The sequence below is a fragment of the Pseudarthrobacter sulfonivorans genome (assembly GCF_024391045.1).
GTDB classification, from domain to species: domain Bacteria; phylum Actinomycetota; class Actinomycetes; order Actinomycetales; family Micrococcaceae; genus Arthrobacter; species Arthrobacter sulfonivorans_B.
Genome location: NZ_JANFCZ010000001.1, coordinates 64,503 through 88,578 on the forward strand (window position 1 = coordinate 64,503; position 24,076 = coordinate 88,578).

The window sequence follows — 24,076 nt, forward strand, 5'->3', positions numbered from 1 at the left end:
GCGGCTCCGTGATTGTCGAAAAGGTCTTGGGCAACCTGCACGAGCTGCCGCCGGATGCGGGGGAGTACGCGGGCCTGCACCGGGAGAAGGTGGTCCTGCCCAGCACGGACCTGGTCAAGCGGATCCAGCGGGTCACCACCGACCATGGCAAGGAAATCGGCATCCGCCTCCCGGCAGGTTCGGCGGACCTGCGGGACGGGGACATCCTGGACGTGGCGGACACCAACATGATTGTGGTGTCCGTCCTGCCCACGGATGTCCTGGTCATCGCACCGCGGTCCATCCATGAAATGGGGGTGGTGGCGCATTCGCTGGGCAACCGGCACCTGCAGGCCCAGTTCTTCGACGCGTCCTCGGAGTACGGGGCCGAGGTGATGGTGTGCGCCTTTGACCACACTGTGGAGGATTACCTGAAGCACGTCGGCGTTCCCTACGACCGGCAGGAACGGGTCATGCCTGTTCCTTTCCGCCATGCCGAGCATGCGCACTAGCCACCAGCTCGCGCTCCAGCAGCTGACGGACTCCGCGCTTCCCACCGGGGCGTTCGCGCACTCGCTCGGGTTCGAGACTTACATCGAGCGCGGGCTGATCCACGACGCCGATTCCTTCGGGCGCTGGCTCGCGGCCTTCATCGGGCAGCAGCTGACCTACTCCGACGGGATGGCCGTCCGCCTCCTCTATGACGGGGTCCCCGTCGGGGAGCTGGATCCTTTGCTCACGGCGCAGCTCCTGCCCCGGCAGGTGCGCGAGGCCAGCATCACGATGGGCGGCAGGCTGCTGGAGATCGGCGCCCAGGTCTTCCCGTCGGCCGACCTGGCAGGCTACCAGCACCTGGTGACCACCGGCCGCGCCGCCGGCCACCAGCCGCTGGCGTTCGCCGTCGTCGCCCGTTCGCTGGGTGTGCCCCTGGCGGAGGCGCTCCCCGCGTACCTGTTCGCCGCCGTCACCTCGCTGGCGCAGAACGCGGTGCGCGCCATCCCGCTGGGCCAGAACGCCGGGCAGCGGCTGCTCGGGAGGGCGGCCGACGACGTCGCTGCCGCCGTTGAGCGGATCGGGCACCTGACGCCGGACGACTTTGGGGCGATGACCCCCGGGCTGGAAATTTCGCAGATGCGGCACGAGCGTCAGCGTGCCCGCATGTTCATGAGCTAACTGTTGCATTGCGACTGAGGAGGACATCATGACTGAACCCATCATCATCGGCATCGGCGGTCCGGTGGGTGCCGGTAAAACCCAGCTCGTGGAGCGACTGACCCGGCACATGAGCGGCGAGATCTCCATGGCCGCCATCACCAACGACATCTACACCATCGAGGACGCCAAAATCCTGGCCGCGAACGGGATCCTGCCCGAGGACCGGATCATCGGCGTCGAAACCGGCGGCTGCCCGCACACGGCCATCCGCGAAGACACCTCCATGAACACGGCGGCCATCAAGGAACTCAAGGCACGGCACCCCGATCTCCAGGTCATCTTCGTCGAGTCCGGCGGCGACAACCTTTCCGCCACCTTCAGCCCCGAACTGGTCGACTTCTCCATTTACATCATCGACGTGGCCCAGGGCGAGAAGATCCCCCGGAAGGCCGGCCAGGGCATGATCAAGTCCGATCTGTTCATCATCAACAAGACCGACCTCGCGCCCCACGTCGGCGCCGACCTGTCCGTCATGGAACGGGACTCCAAGGAATTCCGCGGGGACAAGCCGTTCTGCTTCACCAACCTCAAAACCGACGAAGGGCTGGACAAGGTCATCGAGTGGATCCGGCGCGACGTCCTGATGCTCGATTTGGCCTCATGAGCACGGCGGCGTCCGTGAGTCCTCCGGCGGCTACACCGGATGTTAGGGGCCGTGCCCGCTCCGCGGTGCCCGCCACGCCGCGGCCCCTAACATCCGGTTCCGCTACCTCTGCTCCTGGTTCACCTCGCGGGGTGCTTGAGCTGGTCATCAGTGAGCGTGGCGGCAGGTCCGTTGCTTCCCACCAATTTCATGAGGGCGCGTTGCGAATACTGCGGCCGCACTACCTCGATGACTCCGGGCAGGTTTGCTACGTCATGGTGAACCCTGGCGGGGCGTATTTGGGGGCCGATCTGTTCCTTGTTGATGTGGAGGTGCAGGCCGGGGCTGCGCTGCTTTTGACCACGCAGTCGGCCACCAAGATCTACCGCACGCCGGGCTCCTTCGCCGAGCAGCGGATGGCCCTGCGGCTGGGGGACAACGCGCGGCTGGAGCTGGCGCCGGACCAGCTCATTGCCTACCGCGAGGCGAGCTACCGGCAACGCACCCATGTGACCGTCTGCCCGACGTCGAGCCTGATCATGGCTGAAGTGGTGACCCCCGGCTGGTCACCCGACGGGTCCGCCTTCAAGTACGAGGAACTCCGGCTACGGAACGAGATTTATGTGTGCGGAGACGATGGCGCGCAGATGCTCGCACTGGACAACCTGCTCATCCGGCCCCCGCTGGGCGATGTCACCGGGATGGGGTTCATGGAAGGCTTCAGTCATCTGGGCTCGCTGATGGTGGTGGATCCCCGCGTGGACCAGGCACTGGCGGATGAACTCCACGCGCTGACCGCGGCATACGACGCCCACACCGGCGTGTCCCTGACCGCCCACACCGCCGGGACGGCGGGACTCATCCTGCGCTCCCTCTCCCGCAGCACCGGGGAACTCAACCACCTCCTGCAGGCCTGCACCGGCCTGCTGCGCAGACGCTGGTACGGGCAGGCGCCCCTGAACCTCAGGAAGTACTGATGACCACACTGGGCGATGTTGCCGTTCTGTACCGTCAGCGCGACCAGTTGCCGGCGAGGACCCGGGTGCTTGTTGTGGCCGGTGCCGTCATCCTGCTCCACTGCGCCGCCGTCGTACTCCTGGTGATCGGCACCGCCACAGCCCGGCCACTCGCCCTGGGACTGGTCCTCACCGCCTACCTGGCCGGAGTCAAACACAGCTACGACTGGGACCACGTCTCCGCGATCGACAACTCCACCCGTAGATTCGTGGCACAGCACAAAGACCCCGTCAGCGTGGGGTTTGCCTTCAGCCTCGGCCACAGCTCCGTGGTGGTCCTGGCGGGGCTGCTGGTGGTGTCCGGCGCTTCCCTGGCGGGGGAGCTGATGGATGGCGGCAGCTCCGGCAACCTGTTACTGGGGCTGATCGGCAGCGCGGTGTCCGGGCTCTTCCTGATGTTCATGGGCATCTTCAACGGCTCGGCCTTCATCACGGCAGCCCGGGCCTACCGAAAGGCTGCTAGGGGAGGGAACATCCGCCAGGAAGACCTGGAGCCCAAAGGGTTCATGGCGCGGCTTTTGGCCAAACCGCTGGCCAAGGTGGAGCGCCCGCGGAACATTTACGTGATCGGTTTCCTGTTCGGGCTGGGGTTCGATACGGCCACCACCATCGGCCTGCTGGTCATGACCACCGCTGCCACACTCGCCGGCGTTTCCCCGATTGCCCTGATGACAATTCCGCTGGCCTTCGCGGCAGCCATGACCCTGTGTGACTCCGTGAACGGGATCGCCATGCTGCGTTTGTACAAGTCAGCCATCGAACACCCGCAGCGCCGGTTGGGGTTCAACGCCGTCATCACGGGACTGTCGGCGCTCTCCGCACTGTTCGTTGCAGCCATCACACTGGGCGGGCTGGTCAGGGCGGCGGGTTTGGACCAGCCCGCCATCACCTGGCTGGCCGGGATCGACCTCGGTGAGGCAGGACTGGGTCTGGTTGCCCTGTTTGGCGCCGTGTGGTTTGTTGCGTTCCTGCTGGGCCGGCGGCGTGCCACATGACTTCCGTCTTTATGCGCCGGGCAACCGTCCGCAACCTCAACTGGTTTGCTGCCACCACCCGCGGCCTCAGCCAAATCTTCTTCCAGGCCAACGTCTGGACGGGTCTGGCGGTGCTGGCCGGGTTCGCCATCGCGAACTGGAGGATGGCTTTGCTGGCGGTTATTGGGCTGCTGTGCTCAACCCTCAGCGGTGTGCTGCTCCGGCGCCGGCTCGGCGAGCTGGGCGACGGCCTGCACGGCTACTGCGGGGCCCTGGTGGGCGCCGCCCAGTTCTCGGCGCTCGGCTTCACCTGGCCGGCCGCCGCGTTTGCCGTCGCCGGCGGGCTGGCCTGCGGTCCGGTCACCGTCGCACTGGCGTGGCTGTTCTACCACCCGTCCAGCCGGAAGTACTCACTCCCGGTGACCACTGCGCCGTTCTGCATCGTGGCCGGGGTTCTCTTCGCCGTGCACGCACCCCTGCACGGCCCGCACACGGACCTGGGCGAAGTGCCCGAAAACATACTGGCCAACGTGGGCCAGGCCATCCTGAACAACATTTCAGAAGTGGTGCTGGTGGACTCATCCATTGCGGGCGCCGTCATCCTCGTTGGATTGTTCATCGCCCATTGGAAGGTGGGAGCCGCGGCACTCCTGGGCAGTGGTATGGAGGCATTGATGGATCTTGCCACAGGTTCCGATGTGCAGGCCGTGGCCCACGGACTCCTCGGCTACTCTGGAGTCCTGACCGCCATCGCCCTGGCTGTGGTCTTCGTGCGCGGCACATGGCAACCGTGGATTGCCGCCGTCGTGGGCGTGGTCGTTTCATCGGTGCTTGCCTGGCTGATGGGACTGACGGCACTGCCTGTTTACACATGGCCCTTTATCCTGGCCACTTGGCTCATGCTGGTGGTGCTCCACCACCTTCCCGGATTCAGCTACCACACGTGACCATAGCGACACCGGGTGTGACGGGCTCAAGCAACGGATGTCCAGCTTGGCGTCGTACCCTTAGCCGTAAACCGGCTTTCCCACCATCGACGTGTCCGAACGGATCCGTATGCCAGAGCTTAACGTCCAGGAGCGGACCTCCCTCCAGCTTCCCATCACCGATGCCGCCTCGCTGACCGCGGCGGAGGTCCTGGGCCGCCTCGGCTCCGGTCCGGAAGGCCTCTCTGACGAGGAGGCCGCCTCGCGGCTGGAGGCCCTTGGCCCCAACGCCGTCCGGACCCACCGCGCCAACGGCTGGGCGGTCCTGGGCCGCCAGCTCGCCAGCCCCATTCTGATCCTGCTCCTGATCACCGCCGGGCTGTCCCTGTTCCTGGGCGACGCCACCAACTCGATCGTGATCGGCGTGATCCTGCTGGTCAGTGTGGGCCTCGGCTTCACCAACGAGTTCCGGGCCGAGCGGGCCTCCGAAGCCCTGCATTCCCGCGTCAGCCACCGCGCCGTAGTGCTCCGCGGCGGGACCGCGGGCGCGAACACTGCGGGAACCACCCGCGAAGTGGACGTCACCGCCCTGGTGCCCGGCGACGTCGTCCATCTCTCCCTCGGCGCCATCATCCCCGCCGATCTTAGGCTCCTCAGCACCAAGAACCTCCTCTGCGACGAAAGCATCCTCACGGGGGAGTCCCTGCCCGCGGCGAAGGACGCGGCGCCGGTCCAGGCCGGCGCCTCCCTGGCGGACCTCTCCTCCTGCGTGTTCATGGGCACCGTGATCCAGTCCGGCGGCTGCACCGGCGTGGTGGTGGCCACCGGCGGGCGCGCCGAATTCGGCCGGATCGCGCTCGGCCTGGGCGAACGGCAGGCGCAGACCGAATTCCAGCTCGGGCTCAAACGGTTCTCCTTCCTTCTGCTGCAGGTGGCGGTCGGGCTCACGTCGCTGATCTTCATCGCCAACCTGCTCCTCCAGCGCCCGCTCCTGGAATCCCTGCTGTTCTCCCTGGCCATCGCCGTGGGCATCACACCTCAGCTGCTCCCCGCCGTCGTCAGCACGTCCCTGGCCACCGGCACGCGGCAGCTGGCCAAGCGGAAGGTGCTGGTCAAACGGCTGGTCTGCATCGAGGACCTCGGGGACATGGACATCCTGGTCACGGACAAAACCGGCACCCTGACGGAGGGGCGGATCAGCTTCACGAGCGCGCTTCCGGTCGCCCCGGAAACCTCCGACGACGGCCTGCTCACCCTGGGCTTGCTGGCCACCGAGGCCGACTACACCGAAGCGAAACTCTCCTCCGCGGGGCAGAACCCGCTGGACGCCGCCCTCTGGGACAGCCCCGGCGCGGCCGGTTTTGACCCGGCCCGCTTCGAGCGCCTGGACCTGGTGGACTTCGACCACCAGCGGCGCCGCACCACCGTGCTGATCCGGGAGGCCGGCGGCCCCGCGCAACTGGTCACCAAAGGTGCCCCCGAGGATGTCCTGGCCCTCTGCGGGCCAACTTCCCCCGCCGTGCAGGCGCTGCTGGATGAACAGTTCGACGCCGGCTCCCGCGTGGTGGCGGTGGCCACCCGTCCCGCGGCGGGACTCAGCGCGCTGACCGCGGACGACGAGCGCGGCCTGACGCTGGCCGGGTTCCTGATCTTCCTGGACCGGCCCAAAGCCAACGCCAGGGCGTCCCTGGATGAGCTGGCGGCGCTGGGGATCACCGTCAAAATTGCCACGGGGGACAACGCCAAGGTGGCCGAACGGGTCTGTGCCGACCTGGGTGTGGTCTCCGGCGGCACGCTGACCGGCGCGGACGTTGAAGCAATGTCCGACGCCGAACTCACCACCGCGGCCCGGACCGCCACCATCTTCGCCCGTGTTTCGCCCGAACAGAAGGCGCGCATCATCAGGCTGCTGCGCCAAAGCGGCGGTGCCGTGGGCTTCATGGGCGACGGCGTCAACGACGCCCTGGCACTGCACAAGGCGGACATCGGCATCTCCGTGGACAGTGCCACCGACGTCGCGAAGGACGCTGCCGACGTCGTGCTCCTGGACAAGGACCTCGGCGTCCTGGCCGAAGGCGTGCGCGAGGGCCGGCGGATCTTTGCGAACACCATCAAGTACGTCCTGATGGGCACGTCCAGCAACTTCGGCAACATGTTCAGCGCCGCCACCGCCTCGGTGGTGCTGAGCTTCCTGCCCATGCTGCCCGGCCAGATCCTGCTCAACAACCTGCTCTACGACTCCGGCCAGCTCGCCATCCCTGGCGACCGCGTGGACAAAGAGCAGCTGCGGGCGCCGTCGCACTGGAACATCGCGTTCATCCGGCGGTTCATGTTCCTGTTCGGGCCCATCAGCTCGCTGTTCGACTTCGCCACGTTCGCCCTGATGCTGTTTGTGTTCAATGCCGTGCCGGGGGAGTTCCGGGCCGGCTGGTTCATCGAATCCATCGCCACCCAGACGCTGATCATCTTCGCCATCCGGACCCGGCGGGTGCCGTTCCTGCGCAGCCGCCCGTCCGTCGGCCTCCTGGTTGCCTCGCTGGGCGTGGTGGCGCTGGGAATCTACCTGCCGCTCTCACCCTTGGCCGGCGTGCTGGGCTTCGACCCGCTTCCGGTCCCGTTCTTCCTGGCACTGCTGGGCATGATCGTGGTCTACCTGGTCCTGGTGGAAGGCGCCAAGGCCTGGTTCTTTGCCCGGGACGCGCAGGCGCTTCCTGCAGGACCCATCGTGGTCCGCCGGCGTCCGGAGAACCACCACATCGCCCGCCGCGCCTTCCGCTTCAGCGCCCCGGTTCCGGTGGCCGCGCCGCGGCACCGGCGCCTGGGCCTGCCCCGTCCACCACGGCCCGCCAACGCTGGGTCATTTGCCGCCCGATAATCCCCGTTTCAAGGCCGTTAAGTGACCCCGTGTTGCGGTTGAAACGCCGTTTCCGCCTGCTCCCAGTGCCGCTTGAGCAACCCAGCCAGACGCTCCGGTTCGATCCGGTGCGGCGGGTCGAAATGGTGCCGGTGCGGGAACACTTCAACGTGGAAGTCCGGGAAGAAGACCCGGGAGAGCCGGGTGGCAACTTCGCCGTGGTCGTCCGGGTTGCTGAGGCCGCCGAGGGCGAAGAAAACCGGCTGGCGGAACGCAGCCAGACGTGCCCGGTCCAGGTCATAGGTTTTGAAGGTCTGCAGGAACGCCCTGATGCCCGCGGGCCGCTTGGCCATCCACGGCGGCGGGGGATCAGGCGGCGGCGGGAGGACGACGTCGGGCTTAACTCCCAGCCTCATGAAGGCGGCCATGAACTGCTCCGGCGGGAGGGTTTCCAGCTGCTCGTACTGCTTCCAGAGCTGCGCGTGCGCGGGGCTCCAGTCCCAGTCACCGGCCCAGGCCGGTTCCAGCAGTCCCAGGCTCAGCAGCCGGTCGGGGTGTTTGGCGGCGAACGCCAGGGCCGCCGCGCCGCCACCGGAGTAGCCCACCAGATGGAAGGTCTGCCACCCGCGGGCATCGGCCTCGCGCAGCACGCCGTCGATCTCGGTGTCCAGGCTCCAGCCCTGCGGGGGAGCGTCGCCGGCGTACAGCTCCAGGTCCTTGGCCACCGCCTCGACGTGCGGCCCCAGCGCCCGGATCAGCGCACCGTAGGCGGGTTCGGCGGGGAGCACGCTCCCGGGAAGCAAGATAACCCGAATTGGTCCCATGGCAGGATGCTACGCCGGTGGCCGGAATTCGGCATGGGGCTTCCGGTACATCGCGCCGGATATTTGCCTGGCCCCGCACCGCCATTCGTTGCTGTTGGTAAATAACGCCCGGAATCTCCTGTAGTGTTGATCCTGTTGTTGTGTTTATGCAGTTGGTAGTTCAGGCAGTACGCGCGGTCGAAAGTCCGCGTTCTTCTGAAGTAGCGGTTTTGAACACCCCACACCGGAGGACCCGAAAGTCGGGACTTTTCCTCCACCTTCACGAAGGACAAAAATAATGGCTACTGGTACCGTCAAATGGTTTAACGCTGAAAAGGGCTTCGGCTTCATTTCCCCCGATGACTCCTCACAGGACGTTTTCGCACACTACTCTGCGATCGCTTCCTCCGGCTTCCGCTCCCTCGAAGAGAACCAGAAGGTCTCCTTCGAAACCGAGCAGGGCCCCAAGGGTCCCCAGGCCGTAAACATCCAGTCCCTCTAATTCCTTAGAGATTCTGGGGCCTTAGGGTTTCATATTTCAAATCAGGGCCGGTCTTCTGACCGGCCCTGATTTTTGTTAACCCCCGCATGCCGTGGACATCTCCCGCAGTCAGTGGCCGGGGTCTGGATTGCGGACGTCCTTGCTGCCGATCTCGGCAGCGCCCAGGGCTGCGGCCGCCGGACTGTGCGTGGTGTCATGGTCGCGGATGGCCAACTCCGGGTGGTGCAGGTCCAGGGCTGGGCGTTCCGAGCGGATCCGCGGCAGGGACGTGAAGTTGTGGCGCGGCGGCGGGCAGGACGTGGCCCATTCCAGTGAGGCGCCGAAGCCCCAGGGGTCGTCCACTTCAACCTTGTCGTTGCTGCGCCAGGTGATGTAAACGTTCCAGAAGAACGGAATCATCGAGGCACCCAGCAGGTACGAGGAAATGGTGGAGAACTGGTTCATCCACGTGAAGTTGTCCTCTACCAGGTAGTCGGCATAGCGGCGCGGCATGCCCTCGACGCCCAGCCAGTGCTGGATCAGGAACGTTCCGTGGAAGCCCAGGAACAGCATCCAGAAGTGGATCTTGCCGAGACGCTCGTTGAGCATCTTGCCCGTCCACTTCGGCCACCAGAAGTAGAAGCCGGCGAACATCGCGAACACCACGGTGCCGAAGACCACGTAGTGGAAGTGTGCCACCACGAAGTAGGTGTCCGAGACGTGGAAGTCCAGCGGCGGGGAGGCCAGGATGATGCCGGTCAGGCCGCCGAAGAGGAACGTGACCAGGAAGCCGATGCTCCACAGCATGGGCGCTTCGAAGGTCAGGGACCCCCGCCACATGGTGCCGATCCAGTTGAAGAACTTCACCCCGGTGGGCACCGCGATCAGCATGGTCATGAACGCGAAGAACGGCAGCAGTACCGAGCCGGTGACGTACATGTGGTGGGCCCACACGGTCACGGACAGTGCGGCAATGGCGATGGTGGCGTAGACCAGGCCCTTGTAGCCGAAGATCGGTTTGCGGCTGAAGACCGGGAAGATTTCCGAGACGATGCCGAAGAACGGGATCGCAATGATGTACACCTCGGGGTGGCCAAAGAACCAGAAGAGGTGCTGCCACAGGATCGCGCCGCCGTTCTCGGGGTCGTAGATGTGGGCGCCGAACCGACGGTCCGCACCCATGGCAAACAGGGCAGCGGCCAGTGGCGGGAAAGCCATCAGAACCAGGATGGACGTCACCAGGATGTTCCACGTGAAGATGGGCATCCGCCACATGGTCATGCCGGGAGCACGCATGCAGATGATGGTGGTGATGAAGTTGACCGCACCCAGGATGGTGCCGAAACCGGACAGCGCCAGGCCAAAGACCCACAGGTCACCGCCGATGCCGGGGCTGAAGGTGGTGTTATGCAAGGGCGCGTACGCAAACCAGCCGAAGGACGCGGCACCCTGCGGAGTGATAAACCCCGAAACGGCGATGGTGGAGCCGAAGAGGAAGAACCAGAATGCCAGGGCATTCAAGCGCGGGAAGGCAACGTCCGGCGCGCCGATCTGCAGCGGCATGATCACGTTCGCAAAGCCGGCAAACAGCGGAGTGGCGAACATCAGCAGCATCATGGTGCCGTGCATGGTGAACAACTGGTTGTACTGCTCTTTGGTCTGCAGAATCTGCATGCCCGGTTCGAACAGCTCAGCACGGATCAACAGCGCCATCACGCCGGCGAGGCAGAAGAACACAAAGGATGAGATCAGGTACATAAAGCCGATGATCTTGTGGTCCGTGGACGTGATCCAGCGGACCACCATGGCGCCTTTGCGCCGGGGTACTGCGTCAGGGACTGCCGTTCCGGCGGTCCCGATTCGTGATTGTCCGGTGATGGCCATTTTTCACCTTCCAGATACTTCTGCCCGGCACTGGTGGGCCCCCTGCACGAGCCCTAATTGCAGGCTACTCAGGAATCAGGGGAGCGGGAAGAGGCTGTGCCCGGCTCCGCCGCCGGTGGGGGGATATCAGTCCAGGCCCATGGCGGTCCGGACCTCGTCCAGGATGTGGTGCATGGCGGTTTCGGCGCCGGCCGTGTCCCCGCCGGCCACGGCGGCGGCCACATCCTCGTGCGCCGTCAAAACGTGGTCCCGGGGTTTGAACGGCATCAGCCCCTGCCGGGTGCGGCTGGTCAGGACCTCGGCCACCATGCCTTCGAGCGCCATGAACATTTCATTGCCGCAACTGCGCAGCAGGAGGCAGTGAAACTCGATGTCTGCGGCCAGGAACCGTTCAAGGTCACCGGCTTGGCCCAGACGCCGGAGCTCTGATGCCAGCTCCACCAGCCGGGCGCGTTCGGCGGCGCTGGCCCGGCGGGCGGCCCCCGCAGCGGCAATGGGTTCGACGGCGATGCGCAGCTCGGTGAGGCTGCCGTACTGGACCTCGCGCGTTCCGGAAGCGAGCCGCCACCGGACGAGCTTCGGGTCAAAGACGTTCCACAACCTGCGCTCCTGCACCACGATGCCCACGCGGCGCCGCGAATAGACCATGTTCATGGACTCGAGGACCTTCATGGTGTCGCGGGCCACCGTCCGGGACACGCCGTGTTCCTGCTGTATCCCCTCCAAGGTGAGCCGGCTGCCCGGCGGAAGGCTCCCGGAGGCGATGGCAACGCCAACCGACTCCAAAACGCGGCCGGTGGGCGCAGGCTTTCCGCCGTCGTCGTCCGTGTCCTCCAGTCCGTGGCCACTGGCGATTTTCATAATGTCCCCCGTCGTGTGGCGCAGTGAGTGAACCCGGCGCGAAATAAAGGGATGAGCGGGCACCCGTAGAAGGTAGTATCTTACCAACCTAATGGTGATACCTTTCTACCCAGTCAAGCCAATTCGGAGGCCCACATGCAGAATCCCCCCACGCACCTGGTGGTCATGGGAGTTTCCGGAACGGGCAAGTCCACCGTCGCCGCCGCCCTGTCCGGGCAGCTTGGCTGGGCCTGTGCGGAGGCGGATGAATTTCATCCCCAGGCCAACATCGAGAAGATGAGCCGGGGCATTCCGCTGCAGGACGGGGACCGCTGGCCCTGGCTCCAGGAAATCCAGGACTGGATGAGCACCCAGGCCGCCGCCGGCAAGAGCACCGTCCTGACCTGCTCCGCCCTCAAGCAGACCTACCGCCGCCTGCTTTCCGCTGCCCGCGGCCGGGTGCTTTTTATGCATCTGGACGGCGACGCCCGACTGATCGGCGAACGCATGCAGGGGCGGGCGGGCCACTTCATGCCGCCGGCGCTCCTGCCCAGCCAGCTGGCAACGCTTGAACCGCTGAGCGAGGCGGAACTGGCGGCCGGGAGCATGCGCCTGGACATTTCGCGGACCCCTGACGAACTGGTCCAGGCCGTGGTTGCAGCGCTCACGGCTTCGGCGCAACCCTAACCGCTGCCGCCGGCGATGTGTCCGGCAATGAACTCCGCGTCCGGGCCCACGCCGGGAAGGGTCGCAGACATGTGCCGGGTGAGCCAGGGCAGCCCCACGGCGTACAGCCCGGGCACCTCGGTGACGCCTCTCCTGTGACGCGGAAAATTCCATTCATCCAGCACAGGCATGTCCAGAAAGCTGTTGTCCAGCCTGTACCCGGTGGCCCAGATGACCGAGGTGACGTTGTCCGCGCCCAGGCTCAGGCGGGCGCCCGCCTGTTCGGGGAGCCAGCTGTCCGGCGCCGGCGCTTCCGGCTCCGGCGCCTGGATGCCGGCGGCGGCGATGTAGGAGTCCGCCAGCAGCTTGAGGCGTTGCCCGAACCCGGCCTCCACCATCGCGAGGCGCTCGGGGAGGTCGTCGCTGAACAGGAGGTCGCCGCCGTCGGCCGCTTCCAGGCGCCCGTGCAGCCGCACGCCCCGGCGTCCCAGATCCCGCAGATGGATGCTGTGGCCGCCGTCGTTACCGGACAGCAGCGGGTTGCAGGCGAAGCGCGCGGCGGGCGACGGGAGGTGGTCCACCATCAGGCCGTTGATGCCATGTTCCGGGCCGTGCAGGTTGACCTGCAGGAGCCAATGGAACACATCCTGGCCCCGGTACCGCCGCGGCGCTTCCGGGCACGTGCCAACCGAGAGGTGCACCTCACGGCCGGCAGCCAGCAGATCCTCCGTGATCTGCCCGCCGGACTGGCCGGTCCCCACCACCAGCACGGCACCGGCGGGTAGTTGCCCCGGATTGCGGTAATTGTGACTGTGCAGTTGAAGGACATGAGGCGGAATGTTTCGGGCCACCGGAGGGACGCGGGGCTCCTGGAAAGCGCCGTTCGCCAGAACAACGTTCCGGGCAGACCACGCACCCTGAGCCGTCTCCACCGTGAAGCGGTTCCCGTCCCGGGCCACCCGCGTGACTTCCGTGTCCTGCTGGACGGGCGCCGCAATCCTGGCCGCATAGTTCCTGAAGTATCCGACGGCGGCGTCCCGGGGAAGGAATCCGTCCGGGTCGTTCCCTTCATAGGGCAGTCCGGGAAGACTGAGTGCGAAGTTGGGCGTGTTCAGGCAGAACGAGTCCCACCGGTCCAGCCAGGCACCGCCCAGCGTGCCGCGCCGCTCCAGAAGCACATGCTCCACGCCGTGGTGCGTGAGCCAATAACTCATGGCAAGTCCGGCCTGGCCGGCGCCGATCACGAGCGTGTCCACCTCGCGGGGCGTGCCTGCGTTGGAGGACATGGCTACTTCTTGGCTGCCTTCGGCGGGAGCGCCGACACGTGGGTGTAGGCCTTCTCCACCCAGGCCCGTGCCCGCGCGTCGTCGCCGTCACCCTCGGCGTTCCATACCTCCGGCAGCCCGGTGTAGCCGCCCATCGGCCGCTCCGGCGGCCCGAACGGAACGGTCCGCTCCGAGCCCTCAAGTTCCTGTTTGTCTTCCGCGGCGAGCTTGACGCCGATGGTGGGCCCGAACAGCCCGGCAAACATGTTGCCGTTGACGAAGGCGCCAAGGTTGCCGAACATCGGTTTGATGGTCACATCCGGGTGCCCCGGCACCACGGCGCGGAACCGCTCCTTGTCCTCAGCGGTTGCCTTGGGCATGTCCATGCTGGTCCTCTTTCAGTCGGCGGAATTTACGGAGGATCTGAGTGCAGGATATGCCCGCGGGGACAGCCGGTACAGGCCACCGGGAACACGGACCGCCCCGCCGTCGTTGTGCCAACGGCAGCGTGTTCCACCCGAGCGCACCACCCCGACCAAAGGACACCCCTTGACTCCTCGCACCATCGTGATCACCGGCGCCAGCGACGGCATTGGCGCGGCAGCCGCACGGACACTGGCCGGAGCAGGCGACCGGGTGGTCGTCGTCGGGCGTTCTGAAGCGAAGACGCGCGCGCTCGCCAAGGAACTCAACGCAGATTACTTCGTGAGTGACTTCGCCGAGCTCGCCCAGGTCCGCGAGCTCGCCGCGCAGCTGCGGGACAACTACGAACGGATCGACGTCCTGGCCAACAACGCGGGCGGCATCATGGGCAAGCACCATCTGACGGTGGACGGCAACGAATCCACGTTCCAAATCAACCACCTGGCCCCGTTCCTGCTCACCACCGAGCTCATTGACGTCCTGACCGCCAGCAGCGCCAAGGTCATCAACACCTCCAGCGGTGCCAACAACTTCGGCAAGATCGACCTCTTCGACCTCAACGCCGAGCACAGCTACTCCACCAACCGTGCCTACGGCACAGCCAAGCTCGCCAACATCCTCTTCACGTCCGAGTTGCACCGCCGCTTCGGCGAGCAGGGAATTACGACGGCGGCGTTCCACCCGGGCGTGGTCCGCACCAATTTCGCGGCGGACTCCACCAGCCCCATGCGGCACGCGTACAAGACGCTGCTCAACCGCTTTATGCTCACCCCGGACCAGGGCGCCGACACCATGCTCTGGCTCATCAACGGCACGGCCGGCACCGACTGGGTCTCCGGCGCCTATTACTACAAGCGCGCCCTCGCCAAAGCCAACGCCCAGGCGTACGACGCCGAGCTGGCGCAGGGCCTGTGGGAGGCCAGCGAAGCGCTCGTGGCCGCCCGCTGAGTCCTGGCAGCGCCGGTCCGCCGGCGCGTTACGGGCCCAACTAACTAGCAGCACATGTCGTTGTGGGCCCTCAAAACGACACCACTGCTACTTAATTGGGCCGGGGAGCTTGGGCGCAGGCCGGGCACCCCCGACGGCGCCCGCGGCTTCCGTATGGCCCCGGGCGCAAAGCCCCACGATGGCGCGCAACTGGCCGGAAATGAAGGGCGCCGGCGCATCGTCCACGCTCCATGGTTGATCAAAGCCGGCCTCGTTGACAGCGGAGAGCTGCCTGACATGATCGCCGAGCCACTCCGGATCGTCGTGGACTCCCAGGGTGCCGTACACGTGCGCCGTCGACTAGTTCCATGTGGGCACCACGTGTCTATTCTCGGCCTTCGATGCGTACCAGGACGGCGAAATATACGCGTCCGTTCCCTGAATGATGGCGAGCGCCTCCCCGATCACGGCTTCGGACCACTGCCGGTTGTTCCGGGCCACGTGCGCGTGCAGGGCGCCGTGTTCGCCCACGGACGGGTCATAGACAAACGGCAGCAGCGTGGCGAGCAGACCCTCTGAGGTCATGGTGACCAGGTTGGCCGCTTGTGGCTGGGTGAGGAGGTCCCGGACGGCGTCCGGACCGGCTGCGAAGTGGGCTGGAATGTACATGGTGCTAATCCCCTAGGGCCTGGAGCGAGGATGCGGAGCGGGTGGCCAGAGCAGGCGCTGGCCTGTGACGCACCCGCACAGCGGCGCCGGCACACAGGATCACGGCGACGCCCCCGACGATCGTGGCCCAGGTCAGGGTCTCGCCCAGTAGGAGGCCCGCCCAGCAGATGCTCAGCACCGGCTGGACGAGCTGAATCTGGCTGACCTGCGCCATGGGTCCGATCGCCAGCCCGCGGTACCAGGCGAAGAAGCCCAGAAACATGCTGATCACGCCGAGGTAGGCGAACGCTGCCCACTGGCCGGGGGTAGCGGACGGGGGTTGCTGGGCAACGGACAGCATGGTCAGGAACAGCATGAGCGGCCATGCCAGCACCAGCGCCCAGGATACGGTCTGCCATGCGCCAAGCTCGCGGGCCAGCAGACCACCTTCCGCGTAGCCGATGGCAGCGGCCACCACCGCTCCCAGCAGCAGCACATCGGCCCAGTGCAGCTGCCCGAAACCGCCGGATTGCATGGAGGCGAAGCCGATGGCCGCCAACGCTCCCAGACCGGTGATGAGCCAGAACGCCAGCGGGGGACGTTCGCGCCCGCGGAGGACTGCCGCCGTCGCGGTCGCCGCGGGAAGCAGCGCGATCACCACCGCGCCGTGGCTTGCCGGGGTGGTGGTGAGGGCAAAGGAGGTGAGGAGGGGAAAGCCGACGACGACGCCGCCCGCCACGAGTGCCAACCGCCCCCACAGAGCGCGATGGGGCAGCCGCTGCCGGGTAAGTGCAAGGGCTGCGGCGGCGAGGATAGCGGCAACCACCGCCCGGCCGGACCCGATGAACAACGGCGAGAGTGCGCCGACGGCCAGCCTGGTGAAGGGGACAGTGAAGGAGAACGCGGCTATTCCGAGGAGGCCCCACCAGAGCCCGGGAGCCGAAGGGGACGGTACCACTGGTCGAAAACGCACAGTAGCGCTACTGTTATTTCTCATGAACAACGATAGCAGTTCGCGGATCGCGGTGCATCTGAAAGCTTGGATCGCCGCCGCAGTGCCTGGTGCGAAACTGCCTTCCACCAGGTCGCTCGTGGCCAAATACCACGCCAGTCCCGTCACGGTGCAAAAGGCGCTGCAGACCCTCACCGCTCAGGGCCTTATCGAGAGCAGGCCCGGTGTTGGGACCTTCGTCCGCGCTGTTCGGACCGCGCGCCCGTCGGACTACGGCTGGCAGACTGCCGCCCTGCGATCGCCACAGGCATCGCTACCATCCGTTTCCGGCACCATGCGGGATGTGCCGAATGACGCTATCGCCTTCCATTCCGGTTACCCGGCACGTGAACTCTTGCCGGAACGGCTGGTGCGCGCCGCCCTCACCCGCGCGGCCCGCGGCGACTCGACCCTGTTCCGGCCACCGGCGGCCGGCCTGCCGGAACTGCAGTCGTGGTTCGCCCATGAACTCGGTGCGTCCACGCCGGCGGGGACCACGCCACCGAACCCGAGTGACGTCGTCGTACTTCCGGGCAGCCAAAGTGGCCTTAGCTCGATCTTCACCGCGCTTGCGGGCAGCGGGCGGCCGCTGCTGATGGAATCACCCACCTATTGGGGCGCCATCCTGGCCGCGGTGCAGGCCGGTGTGCAGGTTGTCCCGGTGCCCAGCGGCCCCGAAGGGCCCGACCCGGCGGAACTGGCCCGGGCGTTCGATGAAACCGGCGCTCGGCTCTTCTATGCGCAGCCCAACTACGCCAACCCCACCGGCGCGCAATGGTCCGCTGAACGCGGCGAGGAGGTCCTGGGTGTGATGCGCTCGAAGGGCGCTTTCCTTGTGGAGGACGACTGGGCCCACGACTTCGGCATTACCTCCAACCCGATGCCACTGGCCTCCCGCGACGACTCCGGACATGTGGTCTACCTGCGGTCGCTGACCAAGAGTGTTTCCCCGGCCATCCGCATCGCAGCGGTGATCGCGCGCGGACCCGCCCGCGAGCGCATCTTGGCGGACCGTGCTGCGGAGTCCATGTATGTCAGTGGGCTGCTCCAGGCGGCAGCGCTCGACGTCGTGACGCAGCCCGCGTGGCAGACGCACCTTCGCAGCCTCCGCCACCAACTCCAGTCCCGTCGCGATCTGCTGGTCACCAGCCTGCGCGACCACGTCCCCCAGGCTCACATCGAACAGGTCCCCAAAGGCGGGCTCAACCTCTGGGCGCGCCTTCCGGACGCGACGGACCTGGACAGGCTGGCCCGCGACTGTGAGACCGCCGGGGTGATCATTGCCGCCGGGCGGGAATGGTTCCCGGCCGAGCCTGCTGGCCCCTTCATCCGGCTCAACTACTCAGGCGCGAATCCCGGAGCCTTCCCCGAGGGCGCCCGGATCATCAGTCAGATGCTGGCGCGGAACGGGGGCTAATCGGGCACTGGCGCTACTCGCCGAGCAGGCTGTACGTGCTGACGATGTTGCCTTTGGTGGTGCGGTACTGGTCCGTCAGGCTGAGCCGCGTGGTGGGATCGCCGGCTTCAAACAGGTGCCGGCCGCTGCCGGCCACCACGGGGTGTGTCATGAGGGTGAGCTCGTCCAGAAGCCCGGCGAACAGCAGTTCACGCACCACCGAGATGCTGCCCATGACGGCGATCTCGCCGCCGTCGCCCTGTTTGAGTTCGGCCACGAAGTCCTCGAGCGGACCCTGGATCAGGCTGGAGTTCTGCCACTCCAGCGGCTCGGTCAGCGTCCGGGAGGCTACGAACTTCTCCACGTTGTTGATGAAGCCGGCGAAGTCCTGGTCGGCGGACGCGGTGGGCCAATAGCCGGCCCACTCCTGGTAGCTCACGCGTCCCAGCACCACGGTGTCCACGCGTTCGATCACACCGGTCAAGGCCTTGCCCATGTCTTCGTCGAAGCTATCGAACTGCCAAAGATTGGGTTCTGACACCACTCCGTCAACAGAGTGGAACAGGCCGGACGTGACTTTGCGCATGAGGACCTCCAAAGGGTTCTGACTGCCGTGCGGGCCGGCGGATGCGCCGGACAGGTCCACGCTATTCTGTGGCCCGCCCGTTGGGGAAGAGCGCCAGCCGGCCGCCGGGCAAGTTATGTTCGTCACCGCTGCCTGCGTGTTGCACGAATCCACGGCCCGGCAGGCCCATACTTGTCTCTATGCGGCCTAGCGCTGCGCCCCGGCCAGGCAGGAGGAAGTGCGTGGAAACCCTGAAGAAAATCGTGAGCAACCAGTATTTCCCGGCAGCAGCCGTGCTGACGGCCGTAGTCCTGTTCTGGACCATAGCCATGTTCGGCGGGCTCTCCCTGCTGCACAACAACCAGCCCCCCATGGCCACCCTGACCTGGATGCTGTTTGTCTACGGTGCGGCTGTCCTGACACCGTTGGCGGGCATCATCGCTGCCGTGGACCTGATCCGCCGCTGGCGCCGCAACCGCCTGTACGCGCAGGCCGACACTGCGGAGTATGACGGGGCGGAGTACGACGAGGCGGCTGGGTACGACGCGGCGGAGCACGACGCGGCCCAGTACGAAGCCGGACAGGCGGACACGACGGATCCGTCAGCGTCTCAGGATGAGGTCACAGACACGGAGCACGATGCGGCTGAGCACGCCGCTCCCGAAGCACCAGGGCAGGCCGCCCACGAGACGCCACGGCAGTCCGCGGCTACGCAGCCCGTCCAGCAGCAGCCCGCAACCCACCGGCCCGCCATTCAGCAGCCGGCCACGCGTCAGCCCGCCGGCAAGCAGCAGAACCAGCCCAAGCAGCGCAAAACCGCCGCTTAGGCAAGGCGGGACCGGCTCGACAAGGCGTCGAGGGCGTCCCCGGCATTCTGCAGCGCACTCTCGAACCGGCCGGCCGGCTCCGGATGCGAGAACAGATAACCCTGCAGGGAATCACATTCAAGCGCGATCAGGTAGTTCGCCTGTTCCTCGGTTTCGATGCCCTCAGCCGTTACGGTCAGCCCCAGGCTGTGGGCCATGTTGATCATGGAACTGAGGATGGGCAGGCGCTCGTTGCCGGTGCGCACCATGGAGACAAAGGTCTTGTCGATCTTGATGATGTCCACCGGCAACTCCTGCAACCGTCCCAGCGACGAGTAGCCGGTCCCGAAATCATCCAGTGCAACGCGGGCGCCGGCTGCCCGCAGGCGGCTGAGCTGTTTGATCACGTTGCAGTCCGCATCGAAGAACACACTTTCGGTGACCTCGAGCACCAGCTGGTAGGCCCCCACACCATATTCTTCCGCCAGACGCAGAACACTTTCGGCGAAGTCGGCTTCCTGCAGTTGCACCCCGGAAACGTTCATGGACAAGGACCGTGACGGGTCCTCGCGCAGCCACGACGCCAAGTGCTTCAGGCTGAGCGCCATCACCACGCCGCCGAGTTCGTTGATGAGGCCGCTGCGTTCGGCCAGGGGGATGAAAAGTGCGGGTGGGACGCGCTGGCAGCCACGGTCCCATCGCGCCAATGCCTCAAACTTGACCACACGTCCCATCCGCGGCGACACGATGGGCTGAAATTCCACGGAAATCTCGCCGCGGGCTACCGAAAGCTGGAGGCCGGCTTCCAGGTCCGTCCGCTTAACAAGGGCCGTCATCATGTCCGGATGGAACCGGAGGAACCGGTTCTTGCCCGCCGCCTTGGCCGCATACATGGCGATATCGGCCTCGCGCAGGAGCTCCGAGGCGCCCTTGGGGTGTCTGCCTATGGAAGCGAGCCCCAGGCTCAGGCTGGGGCGCAGCATGGTGCCCTCCAGGGAGAACGGCACGTGCAGGCAGCGGACAATGCACTCGGCGATGGCCTCCGCATTGGGGCAGGCGGTCAGGAGGACCACAAACTCGTCGCCGCCAAGCCTGGCCACCACATCCGCGGTGGGCACGCAGCCCCGGAGCCGGCGGGCAACTTCCACCAGCATGACGTCGCCGGCATGGTGGCCAAGAATGTCATTGACCTCCTTGAAATCGTCAAGGTCTATCAGGAACACATCCACGGACTTGAGCCGCGGCTCCGTCAGGGCGGAGAGCAGCTCGTTGTTGAAGACCGCCCGGTTCGCCAGGCCGGTCAGCGGGTCCGTGAACGCCATGGCCCGCAGCTTCTCCGCCTGGAACGCGAGCTCCCGGAGGGCGGCCTGCGCCTGTTCCTGTGCCTGCTGCGCCAGTTCCTGGGCCTGCCGGCGCGGGGTCACGTCCCGGAAGCTCCAGACCCGGCCCACCACCCTGCTGCCTACCCGCTGCGGCCGGGAGTACCGTTCAAAGGTCCGGCCGTCCAGGAAGTCCACCACGTCGTGGCTTTCCGCTGTCGGATTCTGCGTCAGTTCAGCCACCCGGGCCAGAAAATCCTCAGGATCCTTCACCTGGGCCAGGACCACCTGCATGGCAGGTTCGTCTGTGCCGGCCTCCAGATGCTCGGGCGGTATGCCCCACATCTTGAGGAACTGGTCGTTGAGCCCGGCAATCTTGCCATCGGCGCCGATGACGAGGATCCCGTCAGCCGTGGACTGCAGCGTGGCCGTCAGCAGGGACATTGCCTCCCGAAGTTCTGCGTCCGCAGGCTTCCGGTGGGAGGTGCTGCGGTAAGACAACAGCAGAAGGCGCGGGCCGGCGTCGTCGATCAGGGAGCCGGCCATTTCGGCGGCGAAGGCCGTGCCGTCGCGGTGCAGCATCCGCACCTCGCGCGGCGGCAGCGGCAGGCCGGGCTCTGCCTGCAGGTCGTCGAGCAACTGCCGGGCCGCGGTCCCGGACGGTCCGGAGAGCAGCAACGCGTGTTCGCTGCCAACCAGCTCCTCGCGCGAGTAACCAAACAGCCTGCTGGACGCGGTGTTCGCGAGCCGGATGATGCCGTCTGTGTCCAGCGCCAGGAGGGCATCCGGACTCGCGTCAAGGATCGCACCAAAAAACGGTTCCGCTAGATCCCTGTTCTGCCGCCTGGTTCCCCCCATGCGCAACCACCCCCACGCACATCATAAAGTGAATGCGCGGGATCACGGCACGAAAATGCGTTCCTTTTGCGGTTCCGGTGAAATCTTCCCCCGGAAATCGGCGCCGCTGGCCGCGTGAGCTCCGGTGCCGCTGCCGGCGTTGGTTCCCAGCCCGCGGACCGCCCAGCCCTCGGCCTGCCACGCAGCAGCGTCCAGGACGTTCCGCGCATCCAGGACCATCCGGCGTCGGACAAGTCCGCCCGCGACTGCGGGGGAGAGCTGCCGGTACTCGTCCCACTCGGTGAGCAGCAGGACCAGTTCCGCACCATCCAGCGCCCGGGTGGTGGAGGCCTCAAACCGCAGCTGCGGATAGCGCAGCCACGCGTTGTTCACGGCTTTCGGATCCGTCACCGTCACGTGCGCGCCGGCCGCTGCCAGCCGGGCGGCGACGTCCAGCGCCGGGGAATCGCGGATGTCATCGGTCTCCGGCTTAAAGGCAGCGCCGAGGACGGTAATGGCCCTGCCGGAGACGGCTCCGCCGCACATGTCAGCGGCGAGGTCCACGGTCCGGGTCCGCTGGCGGACGTTGATCATGTCCACCACCCCCATCCAGTCGTTGACCGGGTCCACCCCCAGGAGGGCAGCCTGGCTGCTGAGGCTGCGGATGTCCTTGGGCAGGCAGCCGCCGCCGAAGCCCAGCCCCGCGTGCAGGTAGCGGCTGCCGATCCGGGGGTCCATGCCCATGGCCTCGCTGAGTTCGGCCACATCCGCCCCGGACGCGTCGCACAGTTCGGCGATGGCGTTGATGAAGCTGACCTTCGTGGCCAGGTATGCGTTGGCTGCCGACTTGATCAGCTCGGCTGTGGCGAAGTTGCACACCAGGCGCGGGATGCCGGCGTTCAGCAGGGGCTCGTAGACGGCATCCAAGGCAGCCGTCACCCCTCTTGGCGCACCGGTTCCGGGGTTGAAAGCCGACGCCCGGCCGCCCTGCACGCCATACACCAGGCGGTCCGGCACCAGGGTGTCCTTCACGGCCGCGCCCTGGCGGAGGAACTCCGGGTTCCAGCCCAGCTGCACGTCCGGCCGCACCGCCAAAACCTCGCGGAGCATGTCCACTGTGCCTACCGGCACCGTTGATTTACCGACGACGACGGCGCCCCTCGCCAGGTGCGGGAGCAGCGCCTCGGTGGCAGCCACCAGGAAGGTGAGGTCGGCGCCGTCGGACGTCTTGGACTGCGGCGTCCCGACGCACAAGAAGTGCACCTGGGCGCCGGCGGCAGCGGCGAAGTCCGTGGAAAACTTCAGGCGGCCGGTGGTCTTTCCGTCGCGGAGCAGCTCATCCAGCCCCGGTTCGAAGAAGGGTGCCACGCCGCGGCTCAGTTGCTCCACTTTGGCTGCGTCCACATCGATGCCCACCACGGTGTGGCCCATGGAGGCGAGCGTGGCGGCGTGCACGGCGCCAAGGTAGCCGCAGCCGATCACGGAAATTTTCACAGGGACACTCCTCGTTTGTACTCGGCCGGCAGGGTGACCGGATGGCTTGCAAGAACTTCGTGGTACTGGTCCTCCAGCAGAGCGCACAGGGCCGGCCATGTCCGGTCCTGGACCGAAGCGTGCGCCGCCGTGGCGAACGCGCGGCGCTTGGCGTCGTCGCCCATCAGGTCCACCACGTGGGCGCGGAAACCGGCGAGGTCCCCGGGCTGGTAGAGCCAGCCGGTGCGGGAGTTTTCCACCAGGTCCAGGGGCCCGCCGCGGCCGGTGGCCACGACGGGGACTCCCGAGGCCATGGCCTCCTGGATGGTCTGGCAGAACGTCTCAAATTCGCCGGGATGGACAAAGAGATCGAACGACGCAACCGCCTTCGCGAGTTCCTCGCCCCCGAGGAAGCCGGTAAATACCGCGTCCGGCAGCGCTTCCTGAAGGGCTGCCCGCTGCGGGCCGTCGCCCACAATCACCACCTTGGAGTTCGGGACACCGGCGAGTGCGGCGAGATCCTCCACCTGCTTTTCGACGGCCAGCCGGCCGACGTAGCCGATGATCCGCTCGCCGCCGGGCGCCACGGCAGCCCGCCAGCCGGCGTCGCGCTTGTCCGGCGAGAACCGCGCGGTATCCACACCGCGCCGCCACATGCCCACCCGCGGGATCCCGCGGCCGCGCAACTGATTGAGCGCGAAGGTGGAAGGCACCAGGGTCCGGGTGGCCAGCAGGTGGATGTTCTCCACTCGGGTCCACGCCCAGTTCTCCAGGAACGGCACGCCGTATCGGGCGGCGTAGCTGGGAACCTCGGTCTGGTAGATGGCTATGGTGGGGATCTTCAACTGGTGCGCGGCCTGCACTGCCCGCCAGCCGAGGATGAACGGCGACGCCAGGTGGACGATGTCCGGTGCGTAGTCGGCAAGGATTCGCTTGACCCGGTACACACCGCCCATCGCCACTCTGACGTTGGTGTAGCCCGCCAGCGGAACCGCGGGAACCCGGTGCACCTTCGCGCCGTGAACCACCTCAGCCGGCCCCACAAATTCGGCCATCGCATCCGCCACCGCATGGGTGGACGGGGCGATGACCAGGACGTCGTGGCCCTGACCATCCAGGTGTTCCAGCACCCGCAGGATGGAGTGGGTCACTCCGTTCATCAGTGGCAGGAATGATTCGGCAACAATTGCGATCCTCACCCCTCC

The 24,076-nt window shown here is 66.5% G+C and carries 22 protein-coding genes and 1 pseudogene; 12 read left to right on the top strand and 11 right to left on the bottom strand.

The window, feature by feature from the left end; genetic code table 11:
• Positions 1-8 precede the first annotated feature (8 nt).
• From ureE to mgtA, 7 genes are all read left to right on the top strand, one after another.
• Positions 9-491 (top strand): urease accessory protein UreE, encoded by a 483-nt coding sequence (ureE, locus tag NQJ30_RS00280; protein WP_255767694.1) that lies wholly within the window; start codon positions 9-11, stop codon positions 489-491.
• Positions 481-1,152 carry an urease accessory protein UreF gene (locus NQJ30_RS00285; RefSeq protein WP_255767696.1) on the top strand — a complete coding sequence of 224 codons (672 nt, stop codon included), beginning with the start codon at positions 481-483 and terminating at the stop codon, positions 1,150-1,152. The genes ureE and NQJ30_RS00285 overlap by 11 nt, the downstream gene beginning before the upstream one ends.
• Before the next feature lie 28 nt (positions 1,153-1,180).
• Positions 1,181-1,798 (top strand): urease accessory protein UreG, encoded by a 618-nt coding sequence (gene ureG / locus NQJ30_RS00290; RefSeq protein WP_255767697.1) that lies wholly within the window; start codon positions 1,181-1,183, stop codon positions 1,796-1,798.
• The gene (locus NQJ30_RS00295; RefSeq protein WP_308215140.1) at positions 1,795-2,754 is read left to right on the top strand and encodes an urease accessory protein UreD; all 960 of its coding nucleotides are present in this window, start codon (positions 1,795-1,797) and stop codon (positions 2,752-2,754) included. The genes ureG and NQJ30_RS00295 overlap by 4 nt, the downstream gene beginning before the upstream one ends.
• On the top strand, positions 2,754-3,788 hold the full coding sequence (locus NQJ30_RS00300) for a HoxN/HupN/NixA family nickel/cobalt transporter (RefSeq protein ID WP_255767700.1): 1,035 nt from the start codon (positions 2,754-2,756) through the stop codon (positions 3,786-3,788). Before NQJ30_RS00295 ends, NQJ30_RS00300 begins: the two co-directional genes overlap by 1 nt.
• Positions 3,785-4,714: an urea transporter gene (locus NQJ30_RS00305; protein ID WP_255767703.1), complete on the top strand. Its 930-nt coding sequence runs from the start codon at positions 3,785-3,787 to the stop codon at positions 4,712-4,714. Before NQJ30_RS00300 ends, NQJ30_RS00305 begins: the two co-directional genes overlap by 4 nt.
• Before the next feature lie 109 nt (positions 4,715-4,823).
• A complete protein-coding gene (gene mgtA / locus NQJ30_RS00310) occupies positions 4,824-7,568 on the top strand; it encodes a magnesium-translocating P-type ATPase (protein ID WP_255767705.1) in 2,745 nt (914 codons plus the stop codon).
• A gap of 17 nt (positions 7,569-7,585) precedes the next feature.
• Here mgtA and NQJ30_RS00315 read toward each other — a convergent pair whose 3' ends face one another.
• Positions 7,586-8,371 carry an alpha/beta fold hydrolase gene (locus NQJ30_RS00315; protein ID WP_255767709.1) on the bottom strand — a complete coding sequence of 262 codons (786 nt, stop codon included), beginning with the start codon at positions 8,369-8,371 and terminating at the stop codon, positions 7,586-7,588.
• Between the two features lie 277 nt (positions 8,372-8,648).
• On the opposite strand from NQJ30_RS00315, the gene NQJ30_RS00320 reads away from it, so the two are divergent.
• A complete protein-coding gene (locus NQJ30_RS00320) occupies positions 8,649-8,852 on the top strand; it encodes a cold-shock protein (protein ID WP_066274236.1) in 204 nt (67 codons plus the stop codon).
• Positions 8,853-8,960: 108 nt separating this feature from the next.
• On the opposite strand, the gene ctaD is transcribed toward NQJ30_RS00320, so the two are convergent.
• The gene (gene ctaD / locus NQJ30_RS00325) at positions 8,961-10,715 is read right to left on the bottom strand and encodes an aa3-type cytochrome oxidase subunit I (RefSeq protein ID WP_255767710.1); all 1,755 of its coding nucleotides are present in this window, start codon (positions 10,713-10,715) and stop codon (positions 8,961-8,963) included.
• A gap of 126 nt (positions 10,716-10,841) precedes the next feature.
• Complete coding sequence (locus NQJ30_RS00330) at positions 10,842-11,576, bottom strand: FadR/GntR family transcriptional regulator (RefSeq protein WP_255767713.1); 735 nt, start codon at positions 11,574-11,576, stop codon at positions 10,842-10,844.
• A 135-nt stretch (positions 11,577-11,711) separates the two neighbouring features.
• On the opposite strand from NQJ30_RS00330, the gene NQJ30_RS00335 reads away from it, so the two are divergent.
• A complete protein-coding gene (locus tag NQJ30_RS00335) occupies positions 11,712-12,242 on the top strand; it encodes a gluconokinase (protein WP_255767714.1) in 531 nt (176 codons plus the stop codon).
• Here the strand turns inward: NQJ30_RS00335 and NQJ30_RS00340 are convergent.
• Together NQJ30_RS00340 and NQJ30_RS00345 are read right to left on the bottom strand one after the other, a co-directional pair.
• Positions 12,239-13,507: a flavin-containing monooxygenase gene (locus tag NQJ30_RS00340; RefSeq protein ID WP_255767715.1), complete on the bottom strand. Its 1,269-nt coding sequence runs from the start codon at positions 13,505-13,507 to the stop codon at positions 12,239-12,241. The two genes, NQJ30_RS00335 and NQJ30_RS00340, sit on opposite strands and share 4 nt — an antisense overlap.
• Before the next feature lie 2 nt (positions 13,508-13,509).
• A complete protein-coding gene (locus tag NQJ30_RS00345; RefSeq protein WP_255767717.1) occupies positions 13,510-13,872 on the bottom strand; it encodes a TfoX/Sxy family protein in 363 nt (120 codons plus the stop codon).
• A 163-nt stretch (positions 13,873-14,035) separates the two neighbouring features.
• Here NQJ30_RS00345 and NQJ30_RS00350 point away from each other — a divergent pair, with 163 nt between their 5' ends.
• Complete coding sequence (locus NQJ30_RS00350; protein ID WP_255767721.1) at positions 14,036-14,857, top strand: SDR family NAD(P)-dependent oxidoreductase; 822 nt, start codon at positions 14,036-14,038, stop codon at positions 14,855-14,857.
• 87 nt (positions 14,858-14,944) lie between these two features.
• Here the strand turns inward: NQJ30_RS00350 and NQJ30_RS00355 are convergent.
• Both NQJ30_RS00355 and NQJ30_RS00360 read right to left on the bottom strand, forming a co-directional pair.
• Positions 14,945-15,505 (bottom strand): annotated as a pseudogene (locus NQJ30_RS00355) (FMN-binding negative transcriptional regulator).
• A gap of 4 nt (positions 15,506-15,509) precedes the next feature.
• Complete coding sequence (locus NQJ30_RS00360; protein WP_255767723.1) at positions 15,510-16,481, bottom strand: DMT family transporter; 972 nt, start codon at positions 16,479-16,481, stop codon at positions 15,510-15,512.
• On the opposite strand from NQJ30_RS00360, the gene NQJ30_RS00365 reads away from it, so the two are divergent.
• Entirely contained in the window at positions 16,480-17,892 is a 1,413-nt protein-coding gene (locus NQJ30_RS00365) for an aminotransferase-like domain-containing protein (RefSeq protein ID WP_255767726.1), read from the top strand. The two genes, NQJ30_RS00360 and NQJ30_RS00365, sit on opposite strands and share 2 nt — an antisense overlap.
• A gap of 13 nt (positions 17,893-17,905) precedes the next feature.
• Here the strand turns inward: NQJ30_RS00365 and NQJ30_RS00370 are convergent, their stop codons facing one another.
• A complete protein-coding gene (locus NQJ30_RS00370; RefSeq protein WP_255767728.1) occupies positions 17,906-18,457 on the bottom strand; it encodes a dihydrofolate reductase family protein in 552 nt (183 codons plus the stop codon).
• A gap of 221 nt (positions 18,458-18,678) precedes the next feature.
• On the opposite strand from NQJ30_RS00370, the gene NQJ30_RS00375 reads away from it, so the two are divergent.
• Positions 18,679-19,263 carry a hypothetical protein gene (locus tag NQJ30_RS00375; RefSeq protein WP_255767729.1) on the top strand — a complete coding sequence of 195 codons (585 nt, stop codon included), beginning with the start codon at positions 18,679-18,681 and terminating at the stop codon, positions 19,261-19,263.
• Here NQJ30_RS00375 and NQJ30_RS00380 read toward each other — a convergent pair.
• The 3 genes from NQJ30_RS00380 to NQJ30_RS00390 are packed head-to-tail and all read right to left on the bottom strand — an operon-like array spanning position 19,260 to position 24,070.
• Positions 19,260-21,419, bottom strand: a complete 2,160-nt coding sequence (locus NQJ30_RS00380) for a putative bifunctional diguanylate cyclase/phosphodiesterase (RefSeq protein WP_255767735.1) — start codon at positions 21,417-21,419, stop codon at positions 19,260-19,262. The two genes, NQJ30_RS00375 and NQJ30_RS00380, sit on opposite strands and share 4 nt — an antisense overlap.
• Before the next feature lie 42 nt (positions 21,420-21,461).
• On the bottom strand, positions 21,462-22,892 hold the full coding sequence (locus NQJ30_RS00385; protein WP_255767736.1) for a UDP-glucose dehydrogenase family protein: 1,431 nt from the start codon (positions 22,890-22,892) through the stop codon (positions 21,462-21,464).
• Positions 22,889-24,070, bottom strand: coding sequence for a glycosyltransferase family 4 protein (locus tag NQJ30_RS00390; protein WP_255767737.1), 1,182 nt, complete (start codon positions 24,068-24,070; stop codon positions 22,889-22,891). Before NQJ30_RS00390 ends, NQJ30_RS00385 begins: the two co-directional genes overlap by 4 nt.
• Positions 24,071-24,076: the final 6 nt, after the last annotated feature.

Excerpts from the sequence above, each read along its gene's own strand:
- NQJ30_RS00285 (WP_255767696.1), top strand. The coding sequence starts at position 481 with ATGCGCACTAGCCACCAGCTCGCGCTCCAGCAGCTGACGGACTCCGCG.
- ureG (WP_255767697.1), top strand. The coding sequence starts at position 1,181 with ATGACTGAACCCATCATCATCGGCATCGGCGGTCCGGTGGGTGCCGGT.
- NQJ30_RS00295 (WP_308215140.1), top strand. The coding sequence starts at position 1,795 with ATGAGCACGGCGGCGTCCGTGAGTCCTCCGGCGGCTACACCGGATGTT.
- NQJ30_RS00300 (WP_255767700.1), top strand. The coding sequence starts at position 2,754 with ATGACCACACTGGGCGATGTTGCCGTTCTGTACCGTCAGCGCGACCAG.
- NQJ30_RS00305 (WP_255767703.1), top strand. The coding sequence starts at position 3,785 with ATGACTTCCGTCTTTATGCGCCGGGCAACCGTCCGCAACCTCAACTGG.
- mgtA (WP_255767705.1), top strand. The coding sequence starts at position 4,824 with ATGCCAGAGCTTAACGTCCAGGAGCGGACCTCCCTCCAGCTTCCCATC.
- NQJ30_RS00315 (WP_255767709.1), bottom strand. The coding sequence starts at position 8,371 with ATGGGACCAATTCGGGTTATCTTGCTTCCCGGGAGCGTGCTCCCCGCC.
- NQJ30_RS00320 (WP_066274236.1), top strand. The coding sequence starts at position 8,649 with ATGGCTACTGGTACCGTCAAATGGTTTAACGCTGAAAAGGGCTTCGGC.
- ctaD (WP_255767710.1), bottom strand. The coding sequence starts at position 10,715 with ATGGCCATCACCGGACAATCACGAATCGGGACCGCCGGAACGGCAGTC.
- NQJ30_RS00330 (WP_255767713.1), bottom strand. The coding sequence starts at position 11,576 with ATGAAAATCGCCAGTGGCCACGGACTGGAGGACACGGACGACGACGGC.
- NQJ30_RS00335 (WP_255767714.1), top strand. The coding sequence starts at position 11,712 with ATGCAGAATCCCCCCACGCACCTGGTGGTCATGGGAGTTTCCGGAACG.
- NQJ30_RS00340 (WP_255767715.1), bottom strand. The coding sequence starts at position 13,507 with ATGTCCTCCAACGCAGGCACGCCCCGCGAGGTGGACACGCTCGTGATC.
- NQJ30_RS00345 (WP_255767717.1), bottom strand. The coding sequence starts at position 13,872 with ATGGACATGCCCAAGGCAACCGCTGAGGACAAGGAGCGGTTCCGCGCC.
- NQJ30_RS00365 (WP_255767726.1), top strand. The coding sequence starts at position 16,480 with ATGAACAACGATAGCAGTTCGCGGATCGCGGTGCATCTGAAAGCTTGG.
- NQJ30_RS00360 (WP_255767723.1), bottom strand. The coding sequence starts at position 16,481 with ATGAGAAATAACAGTAGCGCTACTGTGCGTTTTCGACCAGTGGTACCG.
- NQJ30_RS00370 (WP_255767728.1), bottom strand. The coding sequence starts at position 18,457 with ATGCGCAAAGTCACGTCCGGCCTGTTCCACTCTGTTGACGGAGTGGTG.
- NQJ30_RS00380 (WP_255767735.1), bottom strand. The coding sequence starts at position 21,419 with ATGGGGGGAACCAGGCGGCAGAACAGGGATCTAGCGGAACCGTTTTTT.